This is a genomic window from Paraburkholderia madseniana, assembly GCF_009690905.1.
Classification (GTDB): Bacteria; Pseudomonadota; Gammaproteobacteria; order Burkholderiales; family Burkholderiaceae; genus Paraburkholderia; species Paraburkholderia madseniana.
Genome location: NZ_VOSW01000094.1, coordinates 1 through 18,570 on the forward strand (window position 1 = coordinate 1; position 18,570 = coordinate 18,570).

Consider the following 18,570-nt stretch of genomic DNA (forward strand, 5'->3'; position numbering starts at 1 on the left):
GTATAAAATTAGGAAATATAAAGAATCGTCTTGATTTGTATTATTTGAATTTTAAAAATGTAAGAATGTAATGATCCATTGATTTGATTAAAATAATGGCGTTGTGAAAATCGAATGAGGATTTCCTACATGAAGCCGGCGTTATGTAGGCAGTGCGGCGGAATATGCTGACAGTGTCGTGCCCGCATCCCGCCTGGTTTCCGCTTTTCCGCGCGTCGCACCCGCATCCACGTCAACCGCTGGTCACAGCAAACGTTCTACAATGACGGTTGTTCTCCGAAGTGAGTTTTCATGCGTAAATTTTTTCTTCCCGGCTTGACTGCCACGTTCGCCGCGGGTGCAGCGCTGGTCGCCGCCGCAGGCTTTTTTTCTCCGGCGGCTCACGCCAACAACGTGATCGTGCTCAATTCCGGCGAAGCCACGCTGAGCCTGATCGACGAGACCACTCATCAAGTCGTTGGCACGGTGCCGACGGGTAAAGAACCCCACCACCTGATGGCCACGCCGGACAATTCGTCGCTGATCGTCGCCAACTCGGTGTCGAACAACCTGATGTTCGTCGATCCGAAATCGGGCCAGGTTCAGCGCTGGGTCGAGAACATCGAGGATCCGTACCAGATCGGTTTTTCGCCCGACCGCAAGTGGCTCGTCACCACCGGGCTGCGTCTGGACCGCCTCGACATCTATCATTACGACAGCCAGAAGAACCAGATGACGCTGGCCTCGCGTCTGCCGCTTGCGGTGATGCCGAGCCACATGGCGTTCACCAATGACAGCAAGACGGTTTTCGTCACGCTGCAGGTTTCGGGCGAGCTGGCCGCTATCGATCTGGCCACGCAAACCGTCAAGTGGAAGATGAAGGTCGGCAAGGTGCCGGCTGGCCTGTGGATGACACCGGGCGAGAAGTACCTGCTGATCGGCATGACCGGGGCGGACTACGTCGCCGTGGTCGACTGGCGCAATCAGAAGATCGTCAAGACGATCCCGACGGGCAAGGGCGCGCACAACTTCCGTTCGCTGGCTGACGGCAAACATGTGGCGGTGTCGAACCGCGTTGCGAGCACGATCAGCATCATCGACGAAGATACGCTCACCAACGTTGGCGACATCACCGGCTTGATGCCGGGGCCGGACGACATGGAACTGTCCGCCGACAAACGCTATCTGTGGGTGACCTTCCGTTTCGCGAAGCATATCGGCATCATCGACCTGAACACGCGTAAGCTGATCCAGACGATTGCCGTCGGCCGTTCGCCGCACGGTATCTATTTCTTCAATCGCGCGCCGGTCACGGCGCCGAACGGCGCTTGACGCTGTTATCAGCGAACCGCCAGGAATGAAGTAACAGGCCAGCACCATGTTCCATCTGATTTTTTCTTCTCTCGACAGCTTCGTCTCAACGGTGCAGACGTTGCTGTACGTCGACGTGGTGCAGCCGCTGCTGTTCCGCTTCAATCTGATGGACTACGACGAAGACACTTTCGACAGCCTGTATTGGGTGATCGTCGGCGTCTTCGAGGTGCTGGCGATGTACGCGGTGCTGCGCCCGCTCGAAGCGCTGCGCCCGGTCGAGCGGTGGGAAAACCGCAAGGCGGTGCGCGTCGACGTGATCTACACATGGATCGTCAAGCTCGGCATCCTGAACCTGTTCTTCTTCTTCGCCCTGCAGCCATTCTTCGACAACGTGCAGGCCTGGCTGCGTCTGCACAACATCGCGAATATCGAATTCGACAATCTGTGGCCAGGCGTCACTACGCAGCCGCTCGTCACGTTCGCGATGTATCTGCTCGTGCTCGATTTCGCCGGTTACTGGTACCACCGCTGGGAACATCGGTTCGGCGTCTGGTGGGAGCTGCACGCAGTGCATCACAGCCAGCAGCAGATGTCGCTATGGTCGGACGACCGTAACCATCTGCTCGACAGTTTGTTGCAGGCGTCGTTTTTCGCATCGATCGCGCTGGTGATCGGCGTGCCGCCGTCGCAATTCGTCGTGCTGGTGGCAATCACGAACCTCGCGCAGAGCGTGCAGCACGCGAACATCCGTCTGTACTTCGGCTGGCTCGGCGAGCGCCTGCTGGTCAGCCCGACCTTCCATCGCCGGCATCATGCAATCGGCTATGGCCACGAAGGGTTGAAGTACGGTTGCAACTTCGGCGTGCTGTTCCCATGGTGGGACATGCTGTTCCGAAGCGTATCGTGGAGCCGCGAAATGGAGCCCACTGGCATCCGCGATCAACTCGAAGGTCGCCGCTATGGCGATGGTTTCTGGGCGCAGCACTGGCTCGCTCTTGTGCGCATCGCCGGGCGACTTTCGCCGAAGCGCCGCGCCGAAGCCAACGACGCCGCTGCGGTCTGAGCATTCGTCTTCTTCTCATGCCGCCGGTTTCCCCGGCGGCGCGTCACGTGGTTTATCCTGTCCACGTTTGCGCGCACGTTCCTGAGTCGTTTTCCGGTCTGCATTTCGGTCTGTTCACCGGACCCTTCGCCGGTTCGCCGCGCTATTTCCTTTATTCCATCGTTTCGTTCACCGGCACTGGCTCGCATGAATGATCTGTTGCGCTCGTTCGGGCGCGCACTTGCAAGCGCGCTCCACCCGCGCATGCTCTGGCTGACTTTCCTGCCGTTTCTGGCGGCAACGGTCGGGTGGGGCGTGATCCTGTGGTTTTCCTGGCAGACGCTGATCGGCGCCACGCGCACGTGGCTCGAAAGCTGGTCGTTCACGGTCACGCTTTATCATCTGTTCGACTGGCTCGGCTTTTCGGCGCTGCACACGGCGATCGCGCCGTTCATCGTGATTGCGATGGCGATTCCGCTGATCGTCGTCACGGTGCTGCTGTTGATCGCCACGCTGTCGATGCCGGCGGTGATCCGCTTTCTGTCGGCGCGGCAATTCCCCGGCCTTGAAATGCGCCGCGGCGGAACGTGGTACGGTAGCTTGGGCCACGCATTGTGGACCACGGTGGTTTGTCTGGTGCTGCTGGTCGTCACGTTGCCACTCTGGCTGGTGCCGCCGTTCTTCGCGCTGATTCCGCCGCTGCTGTGGGGCTGGCTGACGTATCGCGTGATGAGTTACGACGCGCTCGCGCTGCATGCCACGCGTGACGAGCGGCGCGCGCTGGTGCGGCGCTTCCGGTTGCCGCTGCTATTGATCGGCATCGCGAGTGGGCTGCTGGGTTCGCTGCCGACGCTGCTGTGGGCGTCGTCGGTATGGCTGATCGTGCTGTTTCCCGTGATCACCGCGGTGACGATCTGGATCTACGCGTTCATCCTTGTATTTTCGGCGCTGTGGTTCGGCTACTACTGTCTGCGCGCACTGCAACGCATGCGCGCGGAAGAGCACGGCCCGCGGCACGCGGCGCCGGTTCCCTACTGATGAATTACTGACAAAGCGAAAGAGGCGGCAATGGCATTTGGCGTCATCATCATCGGCGACGAAATCCTGTCGGGCAGACGTATCGACAAGCATCTGCCGAAGGTCATCGAATTGCTGGGCGCGCGCGGGCTGGCGCTCGGCTGGGCGGAATACATCGGCGACGAGCCGGAGCGCATCACGGCGACGTTGCGACGCACGTTCGCCTCGGGCGACATCGTGTTCTCCACGGGCGGCATCGGCGCCACCCCGGACGACCACACCCGCCAGTGCGCGGCAGCCGCGCTCGGCGTGCCGCTCGAACTGCATCCGGAGGCCGCGAAGCTGATTCAGGAGCGCATCCGCGATATGTATCCGGCGAACGCCGCAACGCCGCTCGATCTGAATTCGGCTGAGAACCGGCATCGTCTGAACATGGGCACGTATCCGCAGGGCGCGTCGATCATTCCCAACGGCTACAACAAGATTCCTGGCTTCTCGATCAAGCAGCACTACTTCGTGCCGGGCTTTCCGGTGATGGCGTGGCCGATGATCGAGTGGGTGCTGGATACGCAGTATGCACATCTGCATCACGCGATGCCGCACGCGGAAAAGTCACTGCTGGTGTTCGAGCTGCCGGAGTCGCGGGTGACGCCGTTGATGGAAAAGATCGAACACGATTTTCCGGGTGTGCGGGTGTTCAGCCTGCCGAGCGTAGGCGATGCGGAGCGCGGCGGCGTGTATGCGCGGCATCACATTGATCTCGGTGTGAAGGGCGAACCGGAAGCGGTGGCGGCGGCTTTTGTGAAGCTGCGTGAAGGTGTGCACCTGCTGGGCGGCGATATCGTCGAGCCGGAGGCGGCTGCGGCTAAACCGCGCGCTTGAGTAGTGATTGAGCCTGGTCGTGCCGCCGTTTGATCGCCGCGCACGCCATCCTTCCTTCGGGCGCGCTTGCGCCCGTGCCTGACTGAAAACTCAACGCATCATCGGCCTGTCACATGCAGCGCGGACGATGCGTCTGATTGTCCCGCCCATCGCCCGAAGGCCCCTGCGAATCAGCAATCAGGCGCCGATCCACGGCAACCCGCGAAAGCACCAGCCCGACACCGTCTTCCGATGCCCCTGGCCGTCCTTGTCGCCTTCGAAGCCCTCCAGCAGGTCATACGCCTTGGTAAAGCCGGCTTGGGTAGCGGCGATCGCAGCGAGCTTCGAGCGCGCGGCGCTGCGACACAAAAACAGCACCGGCGTATCGGGCGAGGCGATGTGGCTCAGTTGCTGAAGGAATTCCTGGTTCGGTACGGCGCCGGGATAGCGCGTCCATTCCACGTGGGCGTATTGCCCGTCGCCGATAACCGGCCGGCCGACCCAATCGAGTTCGGCACGGGTGCGCACGTCGACGAGACGCGTGCGCGGATCGAGTTGCAGCAGTTCGAACGCCTCGGCGGGCGATATCGCGCCCGCATAGGGCAACTGGCTCTCGGTGCGGCGCTTGTCCGCCTGGGCGTACAACTGTTCGAGCGTGCTCATGAGCGCAAATCTCCGTCGGACCAAATGAACATTCTAGCGCGCGGCGTGCGACGCGCATGCGGTTCAGAGACGGCGTCCCGTCCGCACGAAGCAAGGAGACGTGCGCTCAATAGTGGTGCATATTCTCCAGAATGCACCAAAATAGAGGCGTCACCCGTTGCTGATTTTGTGAATGCACTAACTCGGTGCGTTGCGCAGTGTAAAGATTTGAGGGCTGCATGCTGTTCGGTGCGCCCATTCCCCGCAAACGCGCGCGCAGTGTGGTTCTGCGCCGGGTTGGCGCATACATGGCACAGAAGCTGCTTTATTGGTGCCGATCGATTTGTTCCAGCAGGCTTTTATGTTCGTCCTCAATGATAGAGGGGTGGACGCGCCGGGACGGGTCAGCTAGATTGGGCGGCGGCTGAATCCGCCGAATTCGTTAATCAGGAGATAGGTTATGAGTAAATCCGTGGCCGACGTCGTTCAACTCGTCAAAGACGAGGACGTCAAGTTTGTCGACTTCCGCTTCACCGACACGCGCGGCAAAGAGCAACACGTTTCGGTGCCGGTGTCGGCATTCGATGAAGACAAGTTCGAAAGCGGCCATGCGTTTGACGGTTCGTCGATTGCCGGCTGGAAGGGCATCGAAGCATCGGACATGTTGCTGATCCCGGACGCGAACACCGCCTTCATCGACCCGTTCTACGAAGAGTCGACCCTCGTCCTGACCTGCGACGTCGTCGAACCGGCTGACGGCAAGGGCTATGAACGCGACCCGCGATCGCTGGCCAAGCGCGCTGAAGCGTACCTGAAGAGCACGGGCCTCGGCGACACGGCCTTCTTCGGTCCGGAACCGGAATTCTTCATTTTCGACTCGGTCAAGTGGGGCACGGACCAGTCGGGCACGTTCGTCAAGATCGGTTCGGAAGAAGCACCGTGGTCGTCGGCGATGGACTTCGAAGGCGGCAACACCGGCCACCGTCCGGGCACGAAGGGCGGCTACTTCCCGGTCGCTCCGGTCGACACGTTCCAGGACATCCGTTCGGAAATGTGTCTGTTGCTCGAACAGATCGGCATCCCGGTCGAAGTGCATCACCACGAAGTCGCGGGCCAGGGCCAGAACGAAATCGGCACGAAGTTCTCGACGCTGGTGCAACGCGCCGACTGGTTGCAGCAAATGAAGTACATCATCATGAACGTCGCGCACACGTACGGCAAGACGGCTACGTTCATGCCGAAGCCGGTGGTCGGCGATAACGGTTCGGGCATGCACGTTCACCAGTCGATCTGGAAAGACGGCACGAACCTGTTCGCAGGCAACGGTTACGCAGGTCTGTCGGAATTCGCGCTGTTCTACATCGGCGGCATCATCAAGCATGCTCGCGCGCTGAACGCGATCACGAACCCGTCGACGAACTCGTACAAGCGCCTCGTGCCGCACTTCGAAGCACCGGTGAAGCTGGCTTACTCGGCTCGCAACCGTTCGGCATCGATCCGTATTCCGCACGTGTCGAACCCGAAGGGCCGCCGTATCGAAACGCGTTTCCCGGATCCGATGGCGAATCCGTACCTGTGCTTCTCCGCGCTGATGATGGCGGGTCTGGACGGCGTGCAGAACAAGATTCACCCGGGCGAAGCGGCCGACAAGAACCTGTACGACCTGCCGCCGGAAGAGGATGCAAAGATCCCGACCGTGTGTGCCGGCCTCGACCAGGCGCTTGACGCACTCGACGCGGACCGCGAATTCCTGACGCGCGGTGGCGTGTTCACGGACTCGATGCTCGACGCGTACATCGAACTGAAGACGGGCGAGCTGCAACGCTATCGTCAGTCGGTGCACCCGATCGAATTCGAAATGTACTACTCGCTGTAAGCGGCAATGGCGCTTCGCCCTTCAAACGGCGAAGCGCTTTGCCCGACGCTCGCGATCGGTCACGAAGGGACGGCGGCGCCGTCCCTTTTTTGTTAGGCGCGAATGAGTCCATTCGCAGCGTTCGCGGCGCAGGGGCAATGAAGTAGCGCATCAGGCAGGACAATAAGCGGTACACCTGATTGATCACCATCTCCTATCGGCCAGACTGCAAGATGGTTCTGAAGAATCTGATGAAGGCAAGGAAAGGGCACGAGCAGACGCTGTCGGACGACGCTCAGCTTGTGGGTTCCGGTTTGCTGCCGGGCTTCGAGGCATTGCCGACGGTCGTGCTGGTGCTGGAGAAACGCACGTTGCGCGTGGTGTTTGCGAACCCGTCGGCGGAGTCGATGCTGGAGCTCTCGCGCAAGCAATTGACGCAGATGGCGTGGCCGGACATCTTCTCGAATGCGGACGAACTGCTCGCCACCATTTCGGCGATCGCCGCCCACCGTTTTCACGCGACGCATCTGGACGCCGTACTCGAGCGTCCGGGCCACGAGCCGCTGCATGTGCATGCGATCGTCGGCTTTCTGGAGAGCGTGCAAGACTACGTGCTGCTCGAACTGTTCGAGAACGAGCGGCATATCCGCACCGACCGCGAGGAACGCATCAACGACCTCACGGCGGTCAACAAACAACTGATCCGCAATCTCGCGCACGAGATCAAGAACCCGCTCGGCGGGATTCGCGGCGCGGCGCAACTGCTCGAATTCGAACTCGGCGAGCGTCAGCGCGACGAGTTGCGCGAGTACACGCAGGTCATCATCAAGGAATCGGACCGGCTGCAAACGCTGGTCGATCGCCTGCTGGAGCCACACCGTCATCCGCATATCGTCGGCGACGTGAATATTCATGAAGTGTGCGAGCGCGTGCGCCAGGTGATTCTCGCGGAGTTTCCGCGCGGTCTCACGATCGAGCGCGATTACGACGTGAGCGTGCCGGACCTGCGCGGCGACAAGGAGCAACTGATCCAGGCGTTGCTGAACATCGTGCGCAACGCTGCCGAAGCCTTGCGCGAACGCATCTCGCAAGGCGATGCGCGCATCGAATTGCGCACTCGCATTGCGCGCAAGATCACCGTGTCGAAACGTTTATGTAAGCTGGCACTGGACTTGCATATCACTGACAACGGGCCAGGCATTCCCGAAGAAATCCGTGACCGCATTTTCTATCCGCTCGTGTCGGGGCGCGAGGACGGCAGCGGTCTCGGCCTGACGCTCGCACAGACTTTCGTGCAACAGCACGACGGGCTGATCGAAGTGGAAAGCCGGCCGGGCCACACCGAGTTTCAGATTCTGCTGCCGCTCGACTGCTAAACATATGTATCTCAAGACTTCTGAACGACCTATATGAAGCCGATCTGGATAGTAGACGACGATCAATCGATTCGCTGGGTGCTTGAAAAAGCGCTCGCCCGCGAAAACTTCGCGACACGCAGCTTCGCGAACGTGCGCGAGGCATCGGCCGCGCTCGATCACGACAGCCCGCAGGTGCTGGTGTCCGACATCAGGATGCCTGGCGGCTCCGGCCTCGAATTGCTGCAAACCGTCCGCGACAAGGTGCCGGGCCTGCCCGTCATCATCATGACGGCGTTCTCGGACCTGGACAGTGCGGTCGCCGCATTCCAGGGCGGGGCATTCGAATACCTCGCCAAACCGTTCGACGTCGACAAGGCAGTCGAGCTGATCCGTCGCGCGGTGGACGAAAGCATGCGCGGCGAACAGACGTGGGACGACCGCGTTGCCGATGCACCGGAAATGCTCGGCCAGGCGCCGGCGATGCAGGACATGTTTCGCGCGATCGGCCGGCTGTCGCATTCCGCGGCCACCGTGCTCATTACCGGCGAATCAGGCACCGGAAAGGAACTGGTCGCGCGTGCGTTGCACCGACATAGCCCACGCGCGAACGGTCCCTTCATCGCGCTTAACACGGCGGCAATTCCGAAGGATCTGTTGGAATCCGAATTGTTCGGTCATGAGCGCGGAGCATTTACCGGCGCGCAGGCCATGCGCCAGGGGCGCTTCGAGCAGGCCGAGAACGGCACGCTGTTTCTCGATGAAATCGGCGACATGCCGTTCGATCTGCAGACGCGCCTGTTGCGGGTGCTGTCGGACGGGCAGTTCTATCGCGTCGGTGGTCACAATCCGTTGCGCGCCAATGTGCGCGTGATCGCCGCGACGCATCAGAACCTCGAATCGCGCGTGCGTCAGGGCTTGTTCCGCGAGGATTTGTATCACCGGCTCAATGTGATCCGCTTGCGTTTGCCGGCCTTGCGCGAGCGTAGCGAAGATATTCCGCTGCTTACGCGCCACTTCCTGCAAAAGAGTGCGCGCGATCTGGGCGTGGAGCCTAAGCGTGTGTCGGAAGAGGCGCTCGCTTATCTGGCATCGCTGCCGTTTCCGGGCAACGTGCGTCAACTGGAGAATCTTGCCAACTGGCTCACGGTGATGGCGCCGGCGCAGACCATCGAGATCAAGGACTTGCCGCCCGATCTGGGCCCCACGCAAGTCGGCGTGGCCGATCTCGCGGGCGGTGGCAACGGCGTGATCGGTGCGGGTGAAGCAGGGCTCGCCGGCGGCGCGCCGATCAACGGCATCAGCGCGGCCACTCATCCGGCCAGCGCTGCCGGCATGCCTGTCGCGACCACCGTCGCCGCTTGGGAAGGCGGCTTGCGCACCGAAGTCGCGCGGATGTTGCGCGAGAATGCGGCCGACGTCATGGATGAACTCGCGCGCCGCTTCGAAGCGGCGGTGATTCGCGAGGCGCTGGATTTCACGCGCGGACGCAAGGTAGAGGCGGCGGAGCGGCTCGGCATTGGCCGCAATACGATTACGCGCAAGATTCAGGAACTCAATCTCGAGCCCTGAGGTTTGCGCGGTTAGCCGGGGCGGTTTGTCAGCCGCCCCGGCAGTTGTTACTTAGGCTGCCCCGTTAGGTCGGCTCCTGGGCAATCCCGCAGGCACCGCCGCATGGACAGCTTCGTCGGCTGTACCGTCCGCCGCTCCGGCGCGCAGCGGCAAAGGCTCTCCGGCCCCCGCAAGGCCTAATCGAAGCTGTTTTCATTCGACAGCCCGCGATGCCCGCTTCTCCCGCTCTTTTCTCCTGGCCGCTTTCTTCCGATCCCTTTCTGTCGCTCGAAGCGCTCGACGACCCTGACGCGCTCGCGTGGGTCGAATCGCAGAACGCCCGCACGCGTGCCGCGTGGTGCAGCAGCGCGGAATTCGAGTCGCTCAAACAGCGGCTTGCCGACGCTTATCTGCCGCGCGAGCGTCCGGTCGTCCCCGATCGCTGGAAGGAGTGGGCCTACGATCTGTGGCAGGACGAGCGCAATCCCAAAGGCATCTGGCGGCGCACGACGTGGGCGGCCTGGCGCAGTGGCGCACCCGTCTGGCAGAACCTGCTCGACTTCGACGCGCTTGGTGCAGCCGAAGGCACGCCATGGGTCTGCGCCGAACTCGACATTCTTTATCCGGATGGCGATCGCGCGCTGGTCACGCTGTCGCCGGGAGGCTCGGATGCGCTGGTGGTACGCGAGTTCGACATTGACGCGCGACGGTTTGTCGACGACGGCTTCGTGATTGCGAAGGCCGGCAAGCACACGGCCTCGTGGATCGATCGGGACACGCTTTATGTCGGCTGGGACAACGGCCGCAAGACGCTGACGCGCTCTGGCTATCCGCGCGAAGTGCGGCGTTGGACGCGAGGGAGCGCACTGACCGACGCGCCGGTGGTCTTCAAAGGGGCGTTTGGCGACATCGGTGTGGAGGCTCACTACGATCCGATCGAGCGGCGCCACACGGTGGTGAGCAGCGTCGATTTCTTCGATTCGTATACGTACTACCTCGATGGCACCGATGGCGCTGCGGACGCGACCCATGCCGCCGGTGTGACCCACGCGGCCAATGAGCGCAATCCCGCTAATGCGGTTAATGCAGGCAGCGTTACCAATAGCGCGAGCGCTTGGCTGCAGTACGACGTGCCGTCGCACGTCGCGGTCGGCGGCTGGCAAGGCTGGCTGCTGCTCGAGCCGCGCCTCGATTGGGACTGCAATGGCGTGCGCTATCCGGGCGGCGCGTTACTGGCGATCCGCGAAGCCGCATTCTTGCGTGGCGAGCGTGACGTGGTGCCGCTTTTCACACCGACATCGCAAACCTCCGCCTGCGAGTGGACACACACGCGCAATCACCTGATCGTGTCGTACCTGGAAGATGTGCAGAGCAAGACCTTGCTGTGGACCCCGTCGCAAGCGGCCGATCAAGCCTGGCAATGGCATCAACGCCTCTTTCCGTCGCGTGACGATGTGCAAGCCGACGTCTCACCGATCGAGCCGACGCTGAACGATGAAGTGTTTGTCGATACCGACGACTATTTGCAACCGCCTGCGTACTGGCTCACCGATCTTGCCCAGAATGACCTGACCGATTGGACGTTGCTCGACCGCTGGCCGACTCAGTTCGATGCGGCGCCGTTCGCGGTGACGCGTGGGCACGCGGTGTCCGCGGACGGCACGCGGGTGCCGTACACCGTGATCGGACCGCGGGTTGCGCAACAAACTGCGCAAGAGCAGACGACGCAGACCGCGCAGCAGACGCGCGATCAAGTGTACGAGCGGACGCATGAGCAAACGGACGAGCAAGCGCAGGAGCAAGCGCGCCCCTGCTTGCTCAACGGTTACGGCGGCTTCGCGATTCCGTTGCTGCCAGGTTATCTGACCGGGCCGGGCATCGGCTGGCTCGAGCGGGGTGGCGTGTACGTCGTGGCGCATATTCGCGGTGGCGGCGAGTTCGGTACGCAGTGGCATACGGCGGCGCAGGGCGAGCATCGGCAGCGCTCGTTCGACGATTTCATCGCGGTGGCCGAGGCGCTCATCAGCACAGGCGTGACCAGCGCCGCGCAACTCGGCATTCAGGGGGGCAGCAACGGCGGCCTGCTGGTCGCGGCGAGCATGGTGCAGCGACCCGAATTATTCGGCGCCGTGGTGTGCGAGGTGCCGCTGCTCGACATGAGCCGCTATCACCTGCTGCACGCGGGCGCGTCATGGATCGATGAATACGGCGATCCGGACGAACCCGACGCAGCACGCGTGCTGGCGGCTTACTCGCCCTATCATCGCGTGAGTGCGGACGTGGCGTATCCGCCGGTGCTGTTCACCACGTCGACTGCTGACGATCGTGTGCACCCCGGACACGCGCGCAAGATGGCCGCGCGCATGCAGGCGCTGGGCGCAGTGAAGGTCTGGTATCGGGAGAACACGGAAGGGGGCCACGGCGGCTCCGATGAGCTGGAGCAGGCCGGGCATGATGCGATGGTGTTCGAGTTCTTGTGGCGCTGTTTGAACGGGCCGGCGTAGGCTTTTGAAACAGAGGCCGGCTGCCGCTCCGCTCTGATCTTGCTGAGGCCCCGCTTGGGGCCGCGCGTTCAGTCGATCTGGGCGACCACCGGCGCGTGGTCCGACGGTTGCTCCCATTTGCGCGGCACCTTGTCGACATCGCAGGCCGAGCACGCTTCTGCAAGCGCTTTCGACAGCAGAATATGGTCGATACGCATCCCCGCGTTACGGCGGAACGCCATCATCCGGTAGTCCCACCACGAATAGATTTTCTCCGGCTGCTCGAACTGACGGAACGCATCGATGAGACCAAGTTCGACCAGCCGCACGAACTCGGCGCGCTCTTCGGGCGACACCAGATTCTGGCCTTCCCATGCTTTCGGATCGTGCACGTCGCGATCTTCCGGCGCGATGTTGTAGTCGCCGAGCAGCGCGAGTTTCGGATACACCGCCATTTCGCTCGCGATCCAGTCGTGCAGGGCGGAGAGCCAGCTCAGCTTGTAGGCGAATTTGTCGGTGCCCGGCGCCTGGCCGTTCGGGAAGTATGCGGAGATGATGCGCACGCCCTCGACGGTCGCGGCGATCACGCGTTGCTGCGGGTCCTCGAAGCCGGGGATATTGCGCACGATGCTGCTTTCGTCGACGTTCAGGCCTTCGCGCACGAGGATGCCGACGCCGTTATAGGTCTTCTGGCCCGCGAACCAGCTCCGGTAACCTTTTGCTTCGAGTTCGGCGCGAGGGAATTTGTCGTCGGTCAGCTTCAATTCCTGAAGGCACAGCACGTCCGCGTGACTGGTTTCGAGCCAGTCGGTGACGTGCTGCAGGCGGACTTTGAGGGAGTTGACGTTCCAGGTGGCGATTTTCATAAAGTTCTCACATTCTTGCTGGGCAAGGCTTTGTGGGGCACTGACCCCGCGTTCCGCTTTGTTTTTGCTTCAGCGACGACCCGTCTGGCGACCCGGATTCGGATTGGCAGGATCGGGGCGATTCCGATAGTCCCGCATCTTATCGCGCGAGGCGAGCGACGGTGAAAATTGCCCCGGCGGCCGTCGAAAATAAAAGCCCGACGCCGTCATGCCGCGGCGTATAGTGGGATCACCTTTACGCGCATCGGGAATGCATCATGGCCCAACTATATCCAGCCCTTTATAAGGACTTCGAAGTGCATCCGCTGGTGTTTTCGCGGCAGTTCGACAAGTTCGACGGTCACAAGCGTCATGCCGAAGGTTACGACGTGGCGGTACGTGTATGCCGGCCGGGCGCGATCAGCGGCTCGAAGGCAAGCCGCGTGTTTCGTCTGGTGCTGCCGTCCACGTTCTCCGATTTCGGCGTGGCGAAACGCAGCGCGAGCCAGTACGGCGCGGACATCATCGACGGCAAAGTGGACGGCGCGACGGTCGAGGATCTCTGAGTCGCCTGCTCATGCGCCGCATTCACTTGCTGCACGAGTGTGGACACGCGACGGGCACCTCATTTGAAATTATTTGATCCGATTGTTTGACGTCTCGCGAACGGCCCTATATACTCTTTTTCTCTGACGCGGGGTGGAGCAGTCTGGCAGCTCGTCGGGCTCATAACCCGAAGGTCGTAGGTTCAAATCCTACCCCCGCAACCAAGCATTGTTGAAAGCCCGCTAGCGCAAGCTACGCGGGCTTTTTAACTTCTGCCGTCTGCTCACATGCGTGCATGCGCCACGCGCGCTTGCATTCACTCCGACTCGATCGCCCAGTCCACCGCCGCTTGCGCATGCAATGCGGTCGTGTCGAACACGGGTAGCGCCGAATCTTCCGGCTTGATCAGCAAGGTGATTTCCGTACAGCCGAGAATCACCGCCTGCGCACCCCGCGCGGCAAGTGCTTCGATCACACGTTGATATACCGCACGCGAGGCGTCATTCACTTTGCCGTGGCACAGTTCGTCGTAGATGATGCGGTGCACATCCGCGCGTTCGGCTTCATCGGGAATCAGCGTCTCGAGGTCGTAGCGTTCGCGTAAGCGCCCTGTGTAAAACGTCTGCTCCATCGTATAGCGCGTACCCAGTAAGCCCACCCGCGTGATTCCTGCGGCGCGCAGCGCGTTGCCGGTCGGATCGGCGATGTGCAGGAAGGGCACGCCGATCGCCTGTTCGATCGATTCATACACGCGATGCATGGTGTTGGTCGCCAGTATCACCAGGTCGGCGCCGCCGCGTTCGAGTTGGCGTGCGGCGTCGGCCAACTGATCGCCGAGCGCGGTCCAGTTGCCGGCGCGCTGGTTGGCCTCGATCGGCGCGAAATCGACCGTCAGCATCAGGCTGCGGGCGTTGTGGTGGCCGCCGAGGCGCGCCTTGGCGTGGCGGTTCAGGAGCCTGTAGTACTCGGTGGACGACTCCCAACTCATTCCGCCGATCACGCCGATGGTTTTCATGGTCTTGCTCCGTTGGTGGATGATGCAGGCGGTTGCGTGTCGAATGCCGGGCATCGAACGTGTGGAAAGTCGAGTATAGGCGGGCGTTGTCATTCGTAGCCGGTACGGATTGCTTTCCGCCCGCCGGTACGGCGTCTTGCTAAAACGCCGGCACGCAATTTCTGACGCCGATAGAATCGCAATCAGTCAAAGAGCGGTCAACAGGGAGCGAATCATGGATCTGATCATCCGCCGAGCGATGCTGCCGCCGGGCGCCACATCACAGCACAAGCAGCACAAACAGCCGGTCGACATCGGCATCGAAGCGGGCCGTATCGTCGCCGTCGAACCGAATCTGGCCGCGAGCGCGCACGAAGAAATAGACGCCGCCGGGTCACTCGTCACGCCGCCATTCGTCGATCCGCATTTCCACATGGACGCGACGCTGTCGTACGGTCTGCCGCGCGTGAACGCGTCGGGCACTTTGCTGGAAGGCATCGCGCTGTGGGGCGAACTGAAGCCGGACCTCACGCAGGAGGCGCTGATCGAGCGCGCGCTGCAGTACTGCGATTGGGCTGTCGCGCGCGGTCTGCTGGCGATTCGCAGCCACGTGGATGTGTGCGATCCGCGCTTGCTCGCGGTCGAGGCGCTGCTCGAAGTGAAGCGTCGCGTCGCGCCTTATCTCGATCTGCAACTGGTCGCGTTTCCGCAGGACGGCGTCTTGCGCAGCGCCGGCGCATTCGAGAATCTCAAGCGTGCGATTGCGATGGGCGTCGACGTGGTCGGCGGGATTCCGCATTTCGAACGCACGATGGCCGACGGCGCGCAGTCCGTGCGCATGTTGTGCGAGTTCGCGGCGGAGCAGGGCTTGCGCGTCGATATGCATTGCGACGAATCGGACGATCCGATGTCGCGCCATATCGAAACGCTCGCAGCCGAAACGCACCGGCTCGGCTTGCATGGGCGCGTCGCCGGTTCGCACCTGACTTCGATGCATTCGATGGACAACTACTACGTCAGCAAGCTCTTACCACTGATGCGCGAGTCGGGCGTCGCGGCGATCGCCAATCCGTTGATCAACATCACGCTGCAGGGTCGCAGCGACACGTATCCGAAACGGCGCGGCATGACACGTGTGCCGGAGATGATGGCAGCGGGCATCAACGTCGCGTTCGGCCACGACTGCGTGATGGATCCGTGGTACAGCCTCGGCTCGGGCGACATGCTCGAAGTTGCGCACATGGGTTTGCATGTTGCGCAGATGACGGGCGTCGACGGTATGCATGCGTGTTTCGACGCGGTCACGGTGAATGCCGCGCGTATTCTCGGACTGGAAGGCTACGGCGTCACGCCGGGTTGCGCGGCGAATCTCGTGCTGCTCGACGCACGCGACCCGGTCGAAGCGATCCGCTTGCGCGCCGCGCGGCTCGCGGTGGTGAGTCGCGGCAAGGTGGTGAGCCGCGCGCCTGCTGCGCGCGCGGCGTTGTCGCTGGAAGGGCGTCCTGCCGAGGTGGATTTCAAATTGCATCGCGGTTAGCCGCCGTGCACCGTTCGCGACATACGCGCGAATGGAAAATGCAGGTGCTTGCTCATGAAAAAACACCCCGCATCGTTGGACGGGTATCCAACGATGCGGGGTGCAGTTCAATCACCGGATTTTTAGCCGATGTCGGCGTTTATCTACAACGCCGCCGAATGCTTCAACGCAAGATTCAATGCGTCGCAGCAGGCGTCATGCCATTGTGGCGTAGCAGCGCATCGATACTCGGCTCGCGGCCGCGGAACGCCTTGAACGATTCCATCGCGGGACGGCTACCGCCCACTTCCAGAATCTCCTTGCGATAACGCATGCCGGTTGCCTGATCGAGCACACTGCCGCTCGCGGCTTGTGCGGCTTCTTCGAACGCGGCATACGCATCGGCGGACAGCACTTCAGCCCACTTGTAGCTGTAGTAGCCCGCTGCATAACCGCCCGCGAAAATATGGCTGAACGTATTCGGCCAACGCGAGAACGAAGCTTGCGGCACCACGTGGAAACGCTCGTTGATCTCGCTCGCGAGTTCAGTCGCGTTCTTCGTGCCGGACGCATCGAAACCGGTGTGCAGTTGCATGTCGAACATCGAGAACACGATCTGGCGCAGCGTACCTAGACCGCTCTGGAAATTCTTCGCTGCGAGCATCTTGTCGAACAGATCACGCGGCAGTGGCTTGGCGGTGTCGACGTGTGAGGTCATGTCGCTCAATACGTCCCACTCCCAGCAGAAGTTCTCCATGAATTGCGACGGCAGTTCGACCGCGTCCCACTCGACGCCGTTGATGCCCGACACGCCCAGTTCATCCACACGCGTGAGCATGTGATGCAACCCGTGGCCGAACTCGTGGAACAGCGTGATCACTTCATCATGCGTGAAGCAGGCGGGCTTGCCGCCGACCGGCGCTGAGAAGTTGCAGGTCAGATACGCCACCGGCGTTTGCACGCTGCCGTGCGTGTGCTTGTGACGGCCACGCGCATCGTCCATCCATGCGCCGCCGCGTTTGCCTTCGCGTGCATACAGATCGAGATAGAACTGGGCGACGAGGCCGCCGTCCTGATTCTCGACGCGGAAAAAGCGCACGTCCGGGTGCCACACGGCTGCTTCGTCGCGACGGATGCGCACGCCGAACAGCGTTTCGGTGACCTTGAAGAGACCCTTGAAGACGGTGTCTTCCGGGAAGTACTGTTTGACTTCGTTCTCGGAGAACGAATAGCGCTTCTGACGCAGACGTTCAGCGGCAAACGTCATGTCCCACGGTTGCAGGTCGGCCATGCCGAGTTCGTTCGCTGCAAATTCGCGCAGTTCCTTCCAGTCCTGTTCAGCGTGCGGGCGTGCGCGCGTGGCGAGGTCTTCGAGGAAGGCCATGACCTGCGCCGGCGACTCGGCCATCTTCGGCGCGAGCGAGACTTCGGCGAAGTTGTTGTAGCCGAGCATGTGCGCTTCTTCGGCGCGCAGCTTCAACTGATCGGCGAGCACGGCCGTGTTGTCCCATTCCGGCTTGCCGTTGCCATATTGCGGGCCGAGTTCCGACGCGCGCGTCACATACGCGCGGTATATCGTTTCGCGCATCGCGCGATTTTCCGAGTACTGCATGATCGGGAAATACGATGGGAAGTGCAGGGTGAATTTGTAGCCGGTTTTGCCCTCGCGTTCGGCCGCTTCCTTCGCGGCTTCGATCACGTCTTCCGGCAGGCCGGCCAGTTGCGCTTCATCGCCGGCTTCGACGATATAGGCGTAAGCGTTGGTCGCATCGAGCACGTGATCCGAAAACGCTTTCGACAACCCCGCCTGCTTTTCCTGCAATTCGGCGAAATGCGGCTTCTGGTCTTCCGGCAATTCCGCGCCCGAGAGGCGGAAATCGCGCAGCGCATTGCCGAGGATCTTCTTGCGCTCGCCGGTCAGCGACGAAAAATCGCTGCTGGCGTGCAGTGCCTTGTACTTCTCATAGAGCGCGAGATTCTGGCCGACGCTCGACCAGAACTCGGTGACGCGCGGCAGATTCTCGCCGTACACGGCGCGCAGTTCCGGCGTATCCGCCACGGCGTTCAGATGGCCGACCACGCCCCAGGCGCGCGACAGCGGTTCGGTTGCGCGTTCGACCGGCTCGACCACATCGGCCCAAGACGCGGGCGTAATGGGCTGGGCGGCGCGTTCGACCGCGGCGGCCGCATCGGTGAGCAGGATATCGAGGGCGGGTGTGACGTGTTCGGGGCGGATTTCGCCAAAGCGCGGCAGGTCGGAGAAATCGAGGAGCGGATTGTCGTGCTTCGAGGGGGTAGTGGACATAAGGCTTCCTGTCTGACGCGGGTGAACGGGTAATCGGTGCATCGACGGGCGCGCGATGGCGCCCCAATGACACTCCATAGGGACATTATTGGGGCAGGGCGCGCCGATTCCAATCCGTCGGTAGACAAATTATCAGATGTCGCGTGACTGTGCCCGGAGGAGCGAATCCGGAATGCGGTTCAGACGGTGGCAATGCGCTAGCTGGTTGCCGCTGCTTGAACCGCTCCCGCTGTGCCGCGACGCTCTGTGGGAAAGCGAACGGTGC

Annotated in this window: 14 protein-coding genes and 1 tRNA gene; 11 read left to right on the plus strand and 4 right to left on the minus strand. The window is 61.9% G+C overall.

The genetic code is table 11. The annotated features are described in order from the left end of the window. Nucleotides 1–291: 291 nt before the first annotated feature. The 4 genes from FSO04_RS35195 (at nt 292) to FSO04_RS35210 (ending at nt 4,234) form a co-directional block, all read left to right on the plus strand. Nucleotides 292–1,311, plus strand: a complete 1,020-nt coding sequence (locus tag FSO04_RS35195; RefSeq protein WP_154566134.1) for a YVTN family beta-propeller repeat protein — start codon at nt 292–294, stop codon at nt 1,309–1,311. Between the two features lie 46 nt (nt 1,312–1,357). Continuing rightward, nucleotides 1,358–2,356, plus strand: coding sequence for a sterol desaturase family protein (locus FSO04_RS35200; protein WP_154566135.1), 999 nt, complete (start codon nt 1,358–1,360; stop codon nt 2,354–2,356). A 186-nt stretch (nt 2,357–2,542) separates the two neighbouring features. Beyond that, complete coding sequence (locus tag FSO04_RS35205; protein WP_154566136.1) at nt 2,543–3,373, plus strand: EI24 domain-containing protein; 831 nt, start codon at nt 2,543–2,545, stop codon at nt 3,371–3,373. 30 nt (nt 3,374–3,403) lie between these two features. Further along, nucleotides 3,404–4,234 carry a competence/damage-inducible protein A gene (locus FSO04_RS35210; protein ID WP_154566137.1) on the plus strand — a complete coding sequence of 277 codons (831 nt, stop codon included), beginning with the start codon at nt 3,404–3,406 and terminating at the stop codon, nt 4,232–4,234. 177 nt (nt 4,235–4,411) lie between these two features. On the opposite strand, the gene FSO04_RS35215 is transcribed toward FSO04_RS35210, so the two are convergent. Then, the gene (locus FSO04_RS35215; protein WP_154566138.1) at nt 4,412–4,876 is read right to left on the minus strand and encodes a rhodanese-like domain-containing protein; all 465 of its coding nucleotides are present in this window, start codon (nt 4,874–4,876) and stop codon (nt 4,412–4,414) included. A gap of 439 nt (nt 4,877–5,315) precedes the next feature. On the opposite strand from FSO04_RS35215, the gene glnA reads away from it, so the two are divergent. From glnA to FSO04_RS35235, 4 genes are all read left to right on the plus strand, one after another. Beyond that, nucleotides 5,316–6,731, plus strand: coding sequence for a type I glutamate--ammonia ligase (gene glnA / locus FSO04_RS35220; RefSeq protein ID WP_154566139.1), 1,416 nt, complete (start codon nt 5,316–5,318; stop codon nt 6,729–6,731). Nucleotides 6,732–6,943: 212 nt separating this feature from the next. Continuing rightward, nucleotides 6,944–8,086 carry a nitrogen regulation protein NR(II) gene (gene glnL / locus FSO04_RS35225; RefSeq protein ID WP_154566140.1) on the plus strand — a complete coding sequence of 381 codons (1,143 nt, stop codon included), beginning with the start codon at nt 6,944–6,946 and terminating at the stop codon, nt 8,084–8,086. A gap of 33 nt (nt 8,087–8,119) precedes the next feature. Beyond that, nucleotides 8,120–9,637: a nitrogen regulation protein NR(I) gene (gene ntrC / locus FSO04_RS35230; RefSeq protein WP_154566141.1), complete on the plus strand. Its 1,518-nt coding sequence runs from the start codon at nt 8,120–8,122 to the stop codon at nt 9,635–9,637. Between the two features lie 209 nt (nt 9,638–9,846). Next, a complete protein-coding gene (locus FSO04_RS35235) occupies nt 9,847–12,120 on the plus strand; it encodes a prolyl oligopeptidase family serine peptidase (protein WP_154566142.1) in 2,274 nt (757 codons plus the stop codon). A 68-nt stretch (nt 12,121–12,188) separates the two neighbouring features. Here the strand turns inward: FSO04_RS35235 and xth are convergent, their stop codons facing one another. Beyond that, nucleotides 12,189–12,965, minus strand: coding sequence for an exodeoxyribonuclease III (gene xth, locus FSO04_RS35240; protein WP_154566143.1), 777 nt, complete (start codon nt 12,963–12,965; stop codon nt 12,189–12,191). Between the two features lie 257 nt (nt 12,966–13,222). Here xth and FSO04_RS35245 point away from each other — a divergent pair, with 257 nt between their 5' ends. Both FSO04_RS35245 and FSO04_RS35250 read left to right on the plus strand, forming a co-directional pair. Then, complete coding sequence (locus FSO04_RS35245; protein WP_154566144.1) at nt 13,223–13,510, plus strand: hypothetical protein; 288 nt, start codon at nt 13,223–13,225, stop codon at nt 13,508–13,510. A 127-nt stretch (nt 13,511–13,637) separates the two neighbouring features. Further along, nucleotides 13,638–13,714, plus strand: a tRNA-Met gene (locus FSO04_RS35250). A gap of 92 nt (nt 13,715–13,806) precedes the next feature. Here the strand turns inward: FSO04_RS35250 and FSO04_RS35255 are convergent. After that, nucleotides 13,807–14,505, minus strand: a complete 699-nt coding sequence (locus tag FSO04_RS35255; RefSeq protein ID WP_154566145.1) for an aspartate/glutamate racemase family protein — start codon at nt 14,503–14,505, stop codon at nt 13,807–13,809. Nucleotides 14,506–14,719: 214 nt separating this feature from the next. Between FSO04_RS35255 and FSO04_RS35260 the strand changes: the two genes are divergently transcribed. Continuing rightward, a complete protein-coding gene (locus tag FSO04_RS35260; RefSeq protein WP_154566146.1) occupies nt 14,720–16,021 on the plus strand; it encodes an amidohydrolase family protein in 1,302 nt (433 codons plus the stop codon). A 175-nt stretch (nt 16,022–16,196) separates the two neighbouring features. Here FSO04_RS35260 and FSO04_RS35265 read toward each other — a convergent pair whose 3' ends face one another. After that, nucleotides 16,197–18,305 (minus strand): M3 family metallopeptidase, encoded by a 2,109-nt coding sequence (locus tag FSO04_RS35265; RefSeq protein WP_154566147.1) that lies wholly within the window; start codon nt 18,303–18,305, stop codon nt 16,197–16,199. Nucleotides 18,306–18,570 lie beyond the last annotated feature (265 nt).